Annotated in this window: 16 protein-coding genes; 1 reads left to right on the forward strand and 15 read right to left on the reverse strand. The window is 74.8% G+C overall.

The features are described from left to right. Positions 1–20 precede the first annotated feature (20 nt). The 5 genes from QMQ26_RS19620 to QMQ26_RS19640 form a co-directional block, all read right to left on the reverse strand. Complete coding sequence (locus QMQ26_RS19620; protein ID WP_100836906.1) at positions 21–2,423, reverse strand: glycoside hydrolase family 65 protein; 2,403 nt, start codon at positions 2,421–2,423, stop codon at positions 21–23. Further along, positions 2,420–3,163 carry an HAD family hydrolase gene (locus tag QMQ26_RS19625; protein ID WP_100836905.1) on the reverse strand — a complete coding sequence of 248 codons (744 nt, stop codon included), beginning with the start codon at positions 3,161–3,163 and terminating at the stop codon, positions 2,420–2,422. Before QMQ26_RS19625 ends, QMQ26_RS19620 begins: the two co-directional genes overlap by 4 nt. A gap of 74 nt (positions 3,164–3,237) precedes the next feature. Then, positions 3,238–3,705 carry an SRPBCC family protein gene (locus QMQ26_RS19630; protein WP_100836904.1) on the reverse strand — a complete coding sequence of 156 codons (468 nt, stop codon included), beginning with the start codon at positions 3,703–3,705 and terminating at the stop codon, positions 3,238–3,240. 56 nt (positions 3,706–3,761) lie between these two features. Beyond that, entirely contained in the window at positions 3,762–4,379 is a 618-nt protein-coding gene (locus QMQ26_RS19635; protein ID WP_100836903.1) for an SDR family oxidoreductase, read from the reverse strand. A 59-nt stretch (positions 4,380–4,438) separates the two neighbouring features. Continuing rightward, entirely contained in the window at positions 4,439–4,906 is a 468-nt protein-coding gene (locus QMQ26_RS19640; RefSeq protein WP_282202168.1) for a carboxymuconolactone decarboxylase family protein, read from the reverse strand. Positions 4,907–4,956: 50 nt separating this feature from the next. On the opposite strand from QMQ26_RS19640, the gene pdxR reads away from it, so the two are divergent. Continuing rightward, positions 4,957–6,387, forward strand: coding sequence for a MocR-like pyridoxine biosynthesis transcription factor PdxR (gene pdxR, locus QMQ26_RS19645; RefSeq protein ID WP_282202169.1), 1,431 nt, complete (start codon positions 4,957–4,959; stop codon positions 6,385–6,387). Here the strand turns inward: pdxR and QMQ26_RS19650 are convergent. From QMQ26_RS19650 to QMQ26_RS19695, 10 genes are all read right to left on the reverse strand, one after another. Continuing rightward, positions 6,375–6,554 carry a DUF6126 family protein gene (locus tag QMQ26_RS19650; RefSeq protein ID WP_318551985.1) on the reverse strand — a complete coding sequence of 60 codons (180 nt, stop codon included), beginning with the start codon at positions 6,552–6,554 and terminating at the stop codon, positions 6,375–6,377. The genes pdxR and QMQ26_RS19650 overlap by 13 nt on opposite strands. A 45-nt stretch (positions 6,555–6,599) precedes the next feature. After that, positions 6,600–7,205, reverse strand: coding sequence for a helix-turn-helix domain-containing protein (locus tag QMQ26_RS19655; protein ID WP_282202170.1), 606 nt, complete (start codon positions 7,203–7,205; stop codon positions 6,600–6,602). A gap of 241 nt (positions 7,206–7,446) precedes the next feature. Continuing rightward, positions 7,447–9,159 carry a pyruvate dehydrogenase gene (locus tag QMQ26_RS19660; protein ID WP_100838553.1) on the reverse strand — a complete coding sequence of 571 codons (1,713 nt, stop codon included), beginning with the start codon at positions 9,157–9,159 and terminating at the stop codon, positions 7,447–7,449. A 96-nt stretch (positions 9,160–9,255) separates the two neighbouring features. Beyond that, positions 9,256–9,513 (reverse strand): hypothetical protein, encoded by a 258-nt coding sequence (locus QMQ26_RS19665; RefSeq protein WP_282202172.1) that lies wholly within the window; start codon positions 9,511–9,513, stop codon positions 9,256–9,258. 71 nt (positions 9,514–9,584) lie between these two features. Continuing rightward, the gene (locus QMQ26_RS19670; protein ID WP_282202173.1) at positions 9,585–10,685 is read right to left on the reverse strand and encodes a cytochrome P450 family protein; all 1,101 of its coding nucleotides are present in this window, start codon (positions 10,683–10,685) and stop codon (positions 9,585–9,587) included. Next, on the reverse strand, positions 10,670–12,085 hold the full coding sequence (locus tag QMQ26_RS19675; protein ID WP_282202174.1) for a cytochrome P450: 1,416 nt from the start codon (positions 12,083–12,085) through the stop codon (positions 10,670–10,672). The genes QMQ26_RS19670 and QMQ26_RS19675 overlap by 16 nt, the downstream gene beginning before the upstream one ends. Continuing rightward, entirely contained in the window at positions 12,082–12,678 is a 597-nt protein-coding gene (locus QMQ26_RS19680) for a GTP-binding protein (protein WP_100836897.1), read from the reverse strand. The genes QMQ26_RS19675 and QMQ26_RS19680 overlap by 4 nt, the downstream gene beginning before the upstream one ends. Beyond that, complete coding sequence (locus QMQ26_RS19685) at positions 12,656–13,000, reverse strand: DUF742 domain-containing protein (protein ID WP_282202175.1); 345 nt, start codon at positions 12,998–13,000, stop codon at positions 12,656–12,658. Before QMQ26_RS19685 ends, QMQ26_RS19680 begins: the two co-directional genes overlap by 23 nt. After that, the gene (locus QMQ26_RS19690; protein ID WP_100836895.1) at positions 12,997–13,404 is read right to left on the reverse strand and encodes a roadblock/LC7 domain-containing protein; all 408 of its coding nucleotides are present in this window, start codon (positions 13,402–13,404) and stop codon (positions 12,997–12,999) included. Before QMQ26_RS19690 ends, QMQ26_RS19685 begins: the two co-directional genes overlap by 4 nt. After that, entirely contained in the window at positions 13,388–14,713 is a 1,326-nt protein-coding gene (locus QMQ26_RS19695) for a sensor histidine kinase (protein WP_282202176.1), read from the reverse strand. Before QMQ26_RS19695 ends, QMQ26_RS19690 begins: the two co-directional genes overlap by 17 nt. Positions 14,714–14,715 lie beyond the last annotated feature (2 nt).

The raw sequence follows: 14,715 nt of genomic DNA on the forward strand, positions 1-14,715 counted from the left end.
GAGTGCGCCGAGCGCAGCGGCTACTCGGCGGGCAGGTGGTCGACCGCCCCCACCTTGACCCCGGCCTGGCCGTGCCGCCGGGCGGGGGCCCGGCCGGGCGGCTGGACGGGGCGCTCACCGGGGTCGCCGATCTTCGCGGTGGGCCGGCTGACCGGCTTCCCGGCCTCGACCCGCAGCTGCTCGTCGTCGTGCAGCACGGGCAGCACGCTGCCGCGCCGCAGCGTGTACGTGGTGGTGGCGTGGGTGATGTCGACCCGCAGCAGGTGTTCGCGCACGCTCATCGAGAAGCACAGCCGCTGGAGCCCGGCGGGCAGCCGGGGGCGGAAGGAGAGCTGCTCGGTGTGGTCGCGCAGCCCGCCGAACCCGGCGACCAGCGCGATGCAGGCGCCGGCCAGCGAGGCCATGTGCAGGCCGTCGCGGGTGTTGCCGCCGAGGTCGTGCAGGTCCATCAGGGCGGCTTCGGCGGTGTAGTCGTAGGCCAGGTCGAGCTGGCCGACCTCGGCGGCGATGACGGCCTGGGTGCAGGCGGAGAGCGAGGAGTCGCGGACGGTCAGGCGCTCGTAGTAGGCGAAGTTGCGGGCCTTCTGCTCGGCGGTGAACACGTCGCCGCGGACCTGCATGGCCAGCACCAGGTCGGCCTGCTTGACCACCTGCTTGCGGTACAGGTCGAAGTACGGGTAGTGCAGCAGCAGCGGGTACTTCTCCGGCGGGGTGGCCTCGAAGTCCCACGTCTGGTGGTCGGTGAACCCGTCGGCCTGCGGGTGCACGCCGATCTGCTCGTCGTACGGGATGAACATCTTGTCGGCGGCGTCGCGCCAGGCCGCCGCCTCCTCGGTGTCCACCCCGAGCAGCGAGGACTCGTGCCGGTACTTCAGCGCGGTGGCCGCCGCGTTCCACAGGTTCGACTGCGCCATCACGTTGGTGAACACGTTGTTGTCGGCGACCGCAGAGTACTCGTCGGGGCCGGTGACGCCCTCGATCCGGAAGTTGCCCTTGGCGTCGTGGTGGCCGAGCGAGCGCCACATCCGGGCGGTCTCCACCAGCAGCTCCAGGCCGTGGGTGCGCTCGAACTCGGTGTCCCCGGTGGCCCGGACGTAGCGGACCACGGCGGCGGCGATGTCCGCGCCGATGTGGAACGCGGCGGTGCCGGCCGGCCAGTACCCGGAGCACTCCTCCCCGCGGATCGTCCGCCACGGGAACACCGCCCCGGCCAGCCCGAGCTGGGCCGCCCGCTCGCGGGCCATCGGCAGCGTGGTGTGCCGCCAGCGCAGCGCCTGCTTGACCGCGTCCGGCAGGCAGTAGGTGAGCACCGGCAGCACGAAGGTCTCGGTGTCCCAGAACGAGTGGCCGTCGTACCCGGGCCCAGTCAGGCCCTTGGCCGGGATGGCCCGCTCCTCGCTGCGGGCGCCCGCCTGCAACACGTGGAACAGCGCGAACCGGACGGCCTGCTGGAGCTCGACGTCGCCCTCGATCTCGATGTCGTTGTCGCTCCAGAACCGGCCCAGGTACTCCTTCTGCTCGCTCACCAGCCCGTCCCAGCCGGTGTACCGGGCGGCGGTCAGCGCCGCCTCCACCTGGTCTCGGACGGCGGGCAGCGAGCGGGTCGCCGACCAGCCGTACGCCAGGTACTTGACCAGGCGCAGCTTCTGACCGGCGTTCAGCACCGTGGTGGCGGTGATCCGGGCCTGGTCGTCGGAGGACTCGGCGGTGGTGTCGATCCGCTCCGGCCCGTCGACCACGTGGTCCATCGCGGCGGCCACCCGCAGCCCGGAGAACCGGGTGCGGTGCACCAGCACGCCCTTGGTGCCGTCCGCGTGCTGCAACTCGGCGGCCAGCGGCGCCTCCAGCACCGCCGCCGCCCGCGGGTCGCCGTCGCCCGCGCCGCCCGGCAGCTGCTCGTTGGCGACCAGCTCGGACTGGAGCACGATCCGCACCGGCCCGTCCACGGCCTCCACCGTGTAGTCGACCGCGCAGACCGCCCGCTGGGTCAGCGACACCAGCCGGGACGAGGTGACCCGGACCGTCCGCCCGGCCGGCGAGGTCCACTCCGCCTCCCGGCGCAGCACGCCGTCCCGGAAGTCCAGGGTCCGCCGGTGGCTGCGCAGTTCGCCGTAGCGCAGGTCGAACGGCTCGTCGTCGACCAGCAGCCGGATCAGCTTGCCGTTGGTGACGTTGATGACGCTCTGCCCGGACTCCGGGAACCCGTAGCCGCTCTCCGCGTACGGCAGCGGGCGCAGCTCGAACACGCCGTTCAGGTAGGTGCCGGGCAGCCCGTGCGGCTCGCCCTCGTCCAGGTTGCCGCGCAGCCCGATGTGGCCGTTGGACAGCGCGAACACCGACTCGGCGCGGGCCTGCCCGGGCAGGTCCAGGCCGTGCTCGCTGATGCCCCACGGGTCGACGGTGAACAGTTCGGACGGGCTCACCGGTGCTCCTCGATCAGCTCCGACAGGTCGTCGACCACGATGCTCGCGCCGTGCTCGCGCAGCGCGTCGGCCTGGCCGGTGCGGTTCACGCCCACCACCGCGCCGAAGCCGCCGGCCTTCCCGGCCGCGACGCCCGCCAGCGCGTCCTCGAACACCACCGCGTGCTCCGGGGCGACGCCCAACTGCCGCGCCGCCGCCAGGAAGGTGTCCGGCGCGGGCTTGCCCGCCAGGTGGTCGCGGGCCAGCACGACCCCGTCCACCACCACCTCGAACAGGTCGTCGATCCCGGCGGCCCGCAGCACGTCCCGGCAGTTCGCGCTGGAGGACACCACCGCGCGCGGCAGCCCGAGTTCGCGCAGCCGGTGCAGGTACGCCACCGAGCCCTCGTAGGGCTGCACGCCCTGCTCGCGGATCAGCCGCAGCACCGTCTCGTTCTTCGCGCTGGAGAGCCCGTTGACCGTCCGGGTGCCCGGCGGGTCCTGCGGGGTGCCCTCGGGCAGCTCGATCCCGCGCGAGGCCAGGAACTGCCGGGTGCCGTCCTGCCGGGGCCGCCCGTCCACGTACCGGTCGTAGTCGCCGGGGTCGAACGGCTTGAACTCGCCGCCGGTGCGCGCCGCTTCGGCCCGCAGGAAGGTGTCGAACATGTCCTTCCAGGCCGCGGCGTGCACCTTCGCGGTCTGGGTGAGCACCCCGTCCAGGTCGAACAGGAAGGCCGTGATGCGGTCCGGAAGTCCCAACATGCAGTCAGTCTCACCCGTCCGGCCCGCTCCATGCCGGTCATCGCCCGATCCGGCGCGTCGCACCCGCCGCGCCCTCACTCCGCCTGCGCGTGCACCCCCGGGTGCGGGTGGCCGGCCGGGACGAACAGCGGCTGCGGGCGGCCGCTCTGCGCGTAGTCCTTCAGCCGGACGAGCAGCTCCGCCCACCGGCCCGCCGCCACCGCCACCGCCGGGCCGGTGTCCGCGGCCCAGCCCAGGTGGCGCAGCAGCAGCACCGACTGCCGCGGACCGTCCGGGTGGTCGAAGAAGTCCCAGGTCACCGTGGTGCCCTGCCAGGCCGGCGGGAACACCCCGACGCTGCGCCAGGCCACCCGCTCCAGGTCGGCCCGCTCCCGGCGCAGCCGGAACGGCCCCGGGGTGTCCGGCACCGGGAACAGCAGGTCCTCGCCGTCCCGCTCCACCTCGGTGGTCCACCAGGACGCCAGCCCCTCGCGGGTGTCCAGCGCCGCCAGCAGGCGCTCCCGGGACGCCGCGACGTCGACCTGCAGGGCGATCTCGGCCATCGCACTCACCTCACCCCCTCCACGATCCCGCCCGGCCCGGCGCCGGGCAACCGCGGTCAGGTCGTGAGCTCCAGGGTCTGGTGCACCGTGGTCTCGTCGTCCAGCAGCCGCACCAGGGTGTGCGCGACCTCGTCCCGGGACACCCGGCCGGGCCGGTTCGGCGGCGGCGCCAGGTGCGCGTGCCGCTCGGTGGGCCCGTCGGTCAGGCCGCCCGGGCGCAGCACCGTCCAGTCCAGCGGACGCTCCTTCACGGCCTCCTCGGCCGCCCACTTCGCCTTCAGGTACGCGTCGAACTCCGGCGTGACCTCCGGGTCCCCGATCCGGTCCAGCCCCATCGAGGAGACCAGCAGGTACCGCCGCACCCCGGCCCGGTGCGCCGCGTCCGCCAGCAGCACCGCCCCGGCCCGGTCCACGGTCTCCTTGCGGGCCGCCCCGCTGTCCGGCCCGGCCCCGGCCGCGAACACCACCGCGTCCGCCCCCGCCAGGTGCCCGGCCAGCTCCTCCACCGAGGCCCGCTCCAGGTCGCACACCACCGGCCGGGCCCCCGCCTCCTCCAGGTCCCCGGCCTGCGCCGGGTTCCGGATCAGCCCGGCGACCGTGTCGCCCCGGGCCGAGAGCAGCTTCGAGAGCCGCAACGCGATCTTTCCGTGCCCACCTGCGATCACCACGTCCATGGAACGCGACGCTACCTCCGGCCGGGGCCCCGGCCGGCCGGGACGCGCCGCCGGCCCCGCTACGGGCGGGGGGTCAGCCGACTGGTCACGCCGACCCGGTTGAGCGCGTTGATCGCGCTGATCAGACCGATCAGGTGGGCCAGTTCGGTCTCCGAGAAGTGCGCGGCGGCCTCGTCGAACACCCCGTCCGGGACGTGCGTCCGGGCGAGCAGGGTGACCGACTCGGTGAGGGCCAGCGCGGCGCGCTCGCGGGCGGTGAAGTACGGGGTCTCCCGCCACGCGGCCAGGGTGTCCAGCCGGTGCGGGCGCTCGCCGTTCGCGCGGGCGTCCCGCGCGTGCACGCCGAGGCAGAACGCGCAGCCGTTGATCTGCGAGGCGCGCAGGTTGACCAGTTCGGTGACCACCGGGTCGGCCAGGCCGGCGGTGGCGGCCCGGGAGGCCTCCAGCAGGGCGCGGTGGAACTCGGGGGCGCTGCGGTGCAGCAGGATGCGGGGAGCAGGGGCGGGAACGGTGGATTCGTCGGTCATGCCGCCCACCGTAGGCGCGCGGTGGACCGGCGGCGTGGTTCATTGGAGGGATGGATTCCTGGGCCACTTTCGGCGGCGACCTGCACCTCGACCTGGACGCCGGACGGGCCCGCGGCCTGGGCCTGCGCGCCGCCCTGGAGGACGCGCTGCGCACCGCCGTCCGCGACGGCCGGCTGGCCGCCGGCACCCGGCTGCCGTCCTCCCGGGCGCTCGCCGCCGACCTCGGCATCGCCCGCAACACCGTCGCCGAGGCGTACACCCAGCTCGCCGCCGAGGGCTGGCTGGCCTCCCGCCAGGGCTCGGGCACCGTGGTCGCCGGACGCGGCCCGCAGCCGACCCCGGCCGCGCCGCCGCCCGGCCTGCCCGTCCGGCCCGCGCCCCTGCACAACCTGCGCCCCGGCTCGCCCGACCTGAGCCGCTTCCCGCGCGGCGCCTGGCTCGCCGCGGCCCGCCGGGCCCTGGCCACCGCCCCGCACGAGGCGTTCGGCTACGGCGACCCGCGCGGCCGGATCGAACTGCGCCGCGCCCTGGCCGGCTACCTGGCCCGGGCCCGCGGCGTGCGCACCGACCCGGAGCGGCTGCTGGTCTGCACCGGCTACCTCCAGGGCCTGGGCCTGCTCTGCGCCGCCCTGCGCGAGCACGGCCTGACCGAGGTCGCCGTCGAGGAGTACGGCCTGCCGCCGCAGCACGCCGCGATCACCGCCCGCGGCCTGGCCCTGCGCCCGCTGCCGCTGGACGAGGGCGGCGCCCTGACCACCGGCCTCGACCGCACCGGCGCCGGGCTGGCCGTGCTCACCCCCGCCCACCAGTTCCCCACCGGCGTCCCGCTGCGGGCCTCCCGGCGGGCCGCCGCCGTCGACTGGGCCCGGCAGACCGGCGGCTACCTGCTGGAGGACGACTACGACGGCGAGTTCCGCTACGACCGGCACGCGATCGGCGCCATGCAGGCCCTCGACCCCGAACGGGTGGTGTACGCGGGCACCGCCGCCAAGTCGCTCGCCCCGGGCCTGCGGCTGGCCTGGCTGGCCCTGCCCGCCGCCCTGGTCGAACCGGTGGCCCGGCACAAGCGGCTGACCGACGGGCAGAGCGGCGCCCTGGAACAGCTCACCCTGGCCGAACTGATCGACTCCGGCGGCTACGACCGGCACGTCCGGCGCAGCCGGCACCTGCTGCGCCGCCGCCGCGACCGGCTGGTCGAGGTGCTCGCCGCCCGCGCCCCGCAGGTCCGGGTCACCGGCCTCAACGCCGGCCTGCACGCCGTCCTGGAACTGCCCGCGGACGGCCCCGGCGAGGACGAACTCCTGCGCCGCGCCAGGAAGTCCGGCCTCGCCCTGAACACCCTGGGCTGGAGCCTGGCCCCCGGCGCGACCCCCGCCCCGGGCCGGGCCCCCGGCCTGGTGATCGGCTACGGCACCCCGCCCGAGCACGCCTTCGAACCCGCCCTCGACGCGCTCTGCGCGCTGCTCCGTCAGCCCTTGTGACTGCCGACGTAGAACAGCAGGAACAGGAAGCCCACGAAGACGTGGCCCGACACGATGTAGATCCACACCCGGATCCAGACCCGGTTCGAGGCGCGGTAGCCCGCGTCGATGGTCTCGGCGTACTTCGGGACGGGGGCGTGGGCGGGGTGCTTCGCGGTGTCGGCCATGGCGGTCTCCTGACGGTGGTGGCGGACGGGGTGTGAAGACGGGGCCTAGATGCGGGGGGCGTCGCCCAGGCACAGCTCGCCGGCCGGGCTCTGCAACAGCGTGTGGACGAAGATCAGGTCGAGGCCGTCGGCGGTGTCCGCGGCGATCACGTGCGGGGTCATCGAGTCGAAGTGCGCCGAGTCGCTCGGCTCCAGCAGGTGGACCCGGTCGCCCAGGGTCAGCCGCATCCGGCCCTCGGTGACGTACAGCCACTCCTCGCCCGGGTGCACCCGCACTACCGCGTCCTGCGTGCTCGGCGGCACGTGCACCCGCAGCGCCTGCATCGCCCGGCCCGGCGCACCGGCCCGCCGGTACCCCCAGCCGCCGGCCCGCCCGGGCTCGATCCCGCCGCCCCGGATCACCGGGTCCGGCTCGCCGGGCTGCTCCCCGAGCAGCCCGGCCACGCTCGTCCCGTACGCCCGGGCCAGACCCAGCAGCACCGGCAGCGAGGGCTGCCGCCGCCCGGTCTCCAGGCGCGACAAGTAAGCTGGCGAGAGGCCGACCCGGGCCGCCGCGGCCTCCAGCGTCAAGCGGCTGGAGACCCGCTGCTCCCGCAGTCGCGCACCGAGGCCCGCGACCTCCTGGTCCTCACCGAGTGGGCTGTCCGTCATGCCCCCAGTGGACACCCTCCGTGCCCCGCAGGCAACAAACTTGCCTCCTAGGCAAACCCCCCGCGACCGCCCCTCATCCTCCCCACCCCCGCCCACCCCTCACCAGGGGCCGACCGTCCCTCCCCGGACAACCCCGGCCCCGCCCCCGAAGGCTGCCGGCGGCTCTCCTCTTCCCTGTCCTGCCGCCCGCAGGGCCTGTTCCCCTCTCATCCCACCTCTCCCTCGGCCCCCTGAAGGCCGCTCAGGGGCGCGGGATGTTACGGAGGTTGGAGCGGGCCAGGTCGATCATCTTGCCGACGCCGCCGGTCAGGACGGTGCGGCCGGCGGCGAGGGCGAAGCCCTTGAGCTGGGCGGCGGTGATGTGCGGGGGGATGGAGAGGGCGTTGGGGTCGGTGACCACGTCGACGAGCGCGGGGCCGGGGCGTTCCAGGGCGTCGACGAGCACCTCGCGGACCTTCGCGGGGTCGGTGACCCGCTTGGCGGGGATGCCGCAGGCGCGGGCGATCGCGGCGTAGTCCACGTCGCCGTTGTCGATCTCGGCCTCCGGGTAGCCGGAGACCAGCATCTCCAGCTTGATCATGCCGAGCGCCCCGTTGTTGAACACCACGGTCTTCACCGGCAGCCGGTACTTCGCCACGGTGAGCAGTTCGCCGAGCAGCATGCCGATCCCGCCGTCGCCCGACATCGAGACCACCTGCCGTCCGGGGAAGGCGAGTTGGGCGCCGATCGCGTGCGGCAGCGCGTTCGCCATCGAGCCGTGCAGGAAGGAGCCGATCACCCGGCGGCGCCCGTTGGGGGTGAGGTAGCGGGCGGCCCAGACGTTGCACATCCCGGTGTCGACGGTGAACACCGTGTCCTGGTCGGCGACGTCGTCGAGGACCGAGGCGACGTACTCGGGGTGGATCGGCCGGTGCTTCTCGATGCCCTTGGTGTAGGCGCCGACCACCGTCTCCAGGGCCTTGCAGTGCCGGTCCAGCATCCCGTCCAGGAAGCGGCGGTCGGTCTTGCGCTCCAGCAGCGGCAGCACGGCCCGCAGCGTGGCGGCCACGTCGCCGTGCACGGCGAGTTCCAGCGGGGTGCGGCGGCCGAGCCGGGTCGCGTCGTGGTCGACCTGGACGGTGCGGGCCTGCGGGAGGAAGGAGTCGTAGGGGAAGTCGGTGCCCAGCAGCAGGACCAACTCGGCCTCGTGCAGCGCCTCGTGGCAGGCGCCGTAGCCGAGCAGGCCGCTCATCCCGACGTCGTACGGGTTGTCGTACTGCACCCACTCCTTGCCGCGCAGCGAGTGCCCGACCGGGGCCTGGAGCACCTCGGCGAGGTGCATCAGCTCCTCGTGCGCGCCGCGGACGCCCGCGCCGGCGAAGACGGTCACGGTGCGGGCGGAGTTGAGCGCCTCGGCGAGCGCCTGGACCTGGGACCAGGGCGGGGCGGCGACGGCCTGCTCGGTGAGGAAGGCGCTGCTCCCGGTGGGGGAGGGGGCGGTGAGTGCGGCGACGTCGCCGGGGAAGACCAGCACCGAGACGCCCGGGGCGCCGAGCGCGTGCTGGATGCCGATCCGCAGCAGCCGGGGCAGCTGGGCCGGGTTGGAGAGCATTTCGCACCAGGTGCTGCAGTCGGTGAACACCCGCTCGGGGTGGGTCTCCTGGAAGAAGCCGGTGCCGATCTGCCCGGACGGGATGTGCGAGGCCAGGGCCAGCACAGGCACGCCGCTGCGCTGGGCGTCGTACAGGCCCTGGATCAGGTGGGTGTTGCCGGGGCCGCAGCTGCCCGCGCAGACCGCGAGCCGCCCGGTCAGCTCGGCCTCGGCGGCGGCCGCGAACGCCCCGGCCTCCTCGTTCCTGACGTGCACCCAGGAGATGCCCTCGGCGCGGCGGATCGCGTCGACGACCGGGTTGAGGCTGTCGCCGACCACTCCGTAGACGCGTTCGACCCCGGCCTGCCGGAGCACTTCCACCATCTGGTCGGCCACGCTGCCCACGGGATCACCTCACGCCAGGAACCACGGAAGAAACGGACATTCGCACCATAACGGTTCCGGATGTCCGGGGCGTGGCTACTGCCCGTCGACGGCCGCGCCGAGCGTCTCGCAGGCGCCGGTGGTGGAGTCGGTGAGCGGGCCGACCACCGGGTACTGGGCCAGGTCGCGGTGGCACAGCTCGGCGGTGGAGGGCAGGACGCCGTGGTAGCCGGCGTCCAGGCCCTGGGTCTGGCCGAGGCCGCCGGCCGAGGCGATCGGGGCGGCCTGGGCGGGGGCCTGGGTGAGCGCCAGTCCGGCCACGGACAGGACGGCGAGTGCGGTGAGCTTCTTCATGGCAGGTGCAACGAGGGCGACCCCCGCCCGGTCACGTGGACCGGCCGGGCGGGGGAGCCCGCCACGGCGCGTCAGCCGAGCCGGACCCGCAGGCTGCTGATGCCGTTGCTGACGAAGGACGGGATCGGCCGCGGGTCCGCGCCCTCGGCGAGCCGCAGCCCGGGGAAGCGCGCGAACAGCTCGCGCAGCGCGGTCTCCGCCTCCAGCCGGGCCAGCGCCGAGCCGATGCAGAAGTGCGGCCCGTGCCCGAGCGAGAGGTGCCGCAGCGGGGAGCGGGTCGGGTCGAAGCGGTCCGCGTCCGCCCACTGCTCCGGGTCGCGCCCGGCCGCCGCGTACGAGGCGAGCATCCCGTCGCCCTTGCGGATCACCACGCCCTCGCCCAGGTCGATGTCCTCCAGCGCGTAGCGCATCGGGAACTGGCCGACCGGGGAGTTCCAGCGCAGCGTCTCCTCGACCACCGCCGACCACGGCACGGTGCCGTCCAGCACCGGCCGCAGCTGCTCGGGGTGGGTGAGCAGGGCGTGCACCGCGTTGCAGATCAGGTTGAGGGTGGTCTCGTGGCCGGCCACCACCAGCTGGAGCAGGATGCCGATCAGCTCGGGCTCGCTGAGCCGGTCCTGGTCCTCGCGGGCGGCGATCAGCGCGGTGGTCAGGTCGTCGGCGGGCTCGGCCCGCTTCGCGGCGACCACGCCGGCCAGCAGCACGCCGATGTCCCGGGCGGCGGCCGCGCTGGCGCCGGGCGCGCCGGAGGAGCTGACCACGATGTCGGACAGCTCGTGCAGCCGGTCCTGCTGGTCCGGGTCCAGGCCCAGCAGCCGGCCGATGACGTGCATCGGCAGCGGGTAGGCGAACCGGGCGCGCAGGTCGACCCCGGCCGCCGGGTCCTGCGCGGCGGGCAGCGCGTCCAGCAGCTCGGCGACCCGCTGCCGGACGGCGGGGGCCAGCTCGGCGATCCGGCGCGGGGTGAGCGCCTGCGCGGACAGGGCGCGCAGCCGCCGGTGGTCGGCGCCGTCGGAGGTGGTCATCCCGGGCACGGTGACGAAGGTCAGCAGCGGCCAGCCCTCGGGCAGCCCGCCCTCCCGGTACAGCGACCAGTGCCCGACGCCCTTGCCGACCCGGGGGTCGGCCAGCACCCGCTGGAGGGCGTCGTGCCGGGTCACCGCCCAGACCACCACCCCACCAGGGAGCTCAACCTGCGTCGCAGGTCCGCGAGCGCGGAGCCGCTCGTTCTCGGCGTGCTGGTCTGCTCCGACGGGGTCGAGTCTGTAGGGGCAGACCCGGTCTGCGGCTGCGGCGTCCATGCGGTCCTCTCGGGCGGTGCGGGGCGGGGCGGGGTGAAGGCGCTGTACAGCACCGGCAGGCTGGTCAGGGCGCGCGACCAGGGCGACGGGCGCCAGGTCAACTCGTGCGCGGGGACGGCGAGCTGGAGGTCCGGCAGGCAGTGCAGCAGTGTCTCGATCGCGGTCTCGACGATCAGCCGGGCCGGGTCCTTGGCCGGGCAGACGTGCCGGCCCGCGCCCCAGGCCAGGTGGGCCCGGTTGCCGCTGAGGCCGTCCGGGCCGTGCGCCGACGGGTCGTCGTTGGCCCCGGCCAGGCCGAGCACCAGCAGGTCGCCCGCGCTGATGTACTGGCCGCCCAGCACGGTGTCCGAGGTGGCCCACCGGCCGGGGAAGTTCTGCACCGGCGGGTCGCGCCAGAGCACCTCCTCCAGGGCGTCCGCGACGGTCGCCCGGCCGCCGGTCAGGCTGGTGCGGAAGCGGCGGTCGGTGAGCAGCAGCCGCACCGTGTTGCCGATCCAGTTGATGGTCGGCTCGTTGCCCGCGATCAGGATCACCACCAGGTGGTGCACCACCTCCTCGTCGGTCAGCCCGACCGGGTGGGTCAGCAGCCAGGAGGTCAGGTCCTCGCCGGGCCGCTCGCGCCGCTGCCGCACCAGCGAGGCCAGCAGCGCGGCCAGCGCGGCGGAGGCCCGCTGCGAGTCGGCGTTGCTGTCCACCACCCCGGTGATCAGTTCGAGCAGGTGCGGGCCGTCCTCCTCGGGCAGGTCCAGCAGCTGGGTGAAGACCAGCAGCGGCAGCCGTCGGGTGAACTGGCCGACCAGGTCGGCGGTGCCGTCCGGCCCCCAGCTCTCGATCAGCGCCATCGCGGCGGCCTCGGTGGTCTCCCGCAGCCGCTTGTGGTCGATCCGGGCCAGGGTGTCGGCGACCGCGCTGCTCAGCCGCTGGTGCTCGGCGCCGTCCATGCTCTGCAGGGTGGGCCGCCACATGGTCATCGGCACCAGGTGCGAGTCCGGGCGCAGCCGGCCCTCCCGGGGCACCCGCCAGCCCCGCGAGTCCTTGGAGAACTGCTGCTCGTTGCGGGTCAGTTCGAGCATCTCCTGGTACCCGATGACCAGCCACGCCTCCACCCCGGGCTCCAGCTCGATCGGGGCGACCGGGCCGTGCTCGGCGCGCAGCCGGGCGTACAGGCCGTGCGGGTCGGCGGCGACCGCCGAGCCGTACAGCGCGGCACCGGCCGGGCGGCCGGTGTGGGGGCAGCCGGTGGTGGCCGCCAGGTGTTCGGGAACGGTCATGACAGCTCCAGGGCGCCCACCCGCAGGTGGTCGACGAAATCGATCAGCAGGCGGTGAGCGGCGCCCTGGTCACGGACGTCGCAGGTGAGGATCGGCACCCCGGGCAGCAGGTCGAGCGCGGCCCGCAGCTCCTCCTCCGGGTAGGGCGGGGTGTCGGGGAAGAGGTTGACCGCGACCGCGAACGGGATGCGCTGCTCCTCCAGCAGCCCGAGCACGTCGAAGGACTCCTCGATCCGGCGCGAGTCGACCAGCGCGATCGCGCCCAGCGCCCCGCGCGACAGGTCCTCCCACAGCGGCCAGAACCGCTGCTGCCCAGGCGTGCCGAACAGGTACAGCGCGAGCCGGCCGCTGAGCGTGATCCGGCCGAAGTCCAGCGCCACCGTGGTGGTCGACTTGTGCGGACGGCCGGTCAGGTCGTCCACGTCCTCGCCGGCCGCGGTCATCGTCTCCTCGGTGCGCAGCGGGTCGATCTCGCTCAGCGCGCCGACCAGGGTGGTCTTGCCGACCCCGAACGGCCCGGTGACCAGGATCTTCACCGCGCCCTGCACGCTGGGCGGCAGGTAGGTCGGCTCAACGGAGCTGACGGAGACCAACCAGCACCTCCTCGATCAGGGCCAGCGGTGCCCGCTCGGCCGGTCGTACGGGCGGCAGCACCTGGACCGCGCCCAGCTCCCACAGGTCGCCCACCAGCACCTTCAGCACGCTGATCGGCAGGCCGAGGTGGGCCGCCACCTCGGCGACCGACAGCAGCTGGCGGCAGATCTCCAGGATCTTCAACTGCTCCCGGTTCACCACCATCGGGTCGACCGCGACCCCCGGCACGGTCCGCACCAGGCTCTCGAACTCCAGCACGCTCCGGCCGGTCCGGCTGCGTCCGCCGGTGATGACGTACGGGCGTACCGGTCCGCGGCTCACCGCAGGTCCCCGGCGGCGCTCTCCTGCCGGGGCGCGGCGGTCAGGTGCTCGCCGATCCGCCCGACCAGCATCTGCATCTGGTAGGCCACCAGGCCCGCGTCCACCGACTCCCCGGCCACCACCGCGAGGTGCGTCCCGGCCCCGGCGGCGACCACGAACAGGTAGCCGCCGCCGTACTCGATGACGATCTGCCGGGTGCTGCCGTCGCCGAAGCCGGTCGCCACCCCCCGGGACAGCGACTGGAGCCCGGAGCAGGCGGCGGCCAGCCGCTCGGCGTCGTCCCGGTCGATCCGCGGGCTGCGGCCGATCTCCAGTCCGTCGTTGGACACCACGAGGGCGTGCCGGACCTCCGGTACGGAGACGATGTCGGCCAGCAGCCAGCCGAGATCAGTGTTGGTCGTCATGGGAGTCTCCCTGGGGGGAAGCGGGGAATACGTCGGGGCGGTCCGGGTCGGACCACCGGTCCTGCTGGGCGGCGGTGCGGCCGTCAGCGGTACCGCTCTGGAACAGCGACATGAAGGCCTGGGCCTCGCGGGCGGAGCGCGGCGAGACCGCCGGCTCCGCGGGGAACTGGTGCTGCGGGGCGCTGCCCCGCCGGTTGGTGCGGCGCGGCAGGGCGCCGCCGCGCGGCGGCCCCTCGGGGGGCTGGGCCGCGCCGGGGGGCTGGGCCGCCGCGGTCCGGGGGGTGACCGGGCGGACGGGCAGCGGGTCGGTGGCGCGGGAGCGCGGTTCGGGTGCGCGGTGGCGCGGCTCGGGCCCGGCGCGGCGCGGTTCGGGCGCCGCCACCGCCGGGCGGGCCGCGGCGCCCGGCAGGCCGTGCGGCAGCGGGTCGGTGAGCAGCGCGTTCGGCAGCAGCACCACCACCCGCACGCCGCCGTACGGGGACGGGGTGGAGTGCACGGTGACCCGGAAGCCGTACTGCTGGGCGAGCCGGCCGACCGCGGCCAGGCCCAGCTGCGGGACCTCGCCGATCCGGGAGACCTCCAGCGAGCCGCCGCCGGCCAGCGCGGCGGCGGCCTTGGCCACCGTCACGTCGGTCATGCCGACGCCGCAGTCGTCGATCTCGATCACCGCGCCGTTGTGCACCGGCATCAGCGTCACGTACACCTGCGAGCTGGGCGGCGAGTAGCGGGTGGCGTTGTCCAGCAGTTCGGCCACCGCGTGGATCAGCGCCTCGGCGGCGGCGCCGAGCACCGCGGTGTCCACCCGGCTGTGCACCACCACCCGCTGGAACGGCAGGATTCGGCCCTGGGCGCCGCGCACCACGTCCTCCAGCGGGACGGGCTCGGGCCAGGTCCGGCCGGCCCGCGAGCCGCAGAGCACGGCCAGGGTCTGGGCGAGGCGGGCCTGCTGGGCGGCGGCGTGGTCGGCCCGCAGCAGGCCGTCGAGCAGCACCGGGTCGTCGTGGGTGCGCTCCATCTCGTCCAGCCCGGCCTGCTGGTCGTGCGCCATCACCAGGATTCGGCGGGCCACGTTGAGGAAGGCCCGGCGGGTCGCCGCGTTCATCTCCTGCTCCTGCAGGGCGGCCTCGGCCCCGGCCCGGCGGTCGGCCAGCTCGGCGGCCAACTGCTGCTGGACGGACGCGAGTTCGTTCTCGGTGCGGGACAGCCGGGAGCGCAGGGCTCGGGTGACGGCGCGGGAGCGGGCAGCCGCCGCGAGGGCGAGGAGGGCGAGCAAGGAAGCTGCTGCCAGGCACCATTGAGTGGTCGTCACAC

It is taken from the genome of Kitasatospora fiedleri (genome assembly GCF_948472415.1).
Classification (GTDB): Bacteria; Actinomycetota; Actinomycetes; order Streptomycetales; family Streptomycetaceae; genus Kitasatospora; species Kitasatospora fiedleri.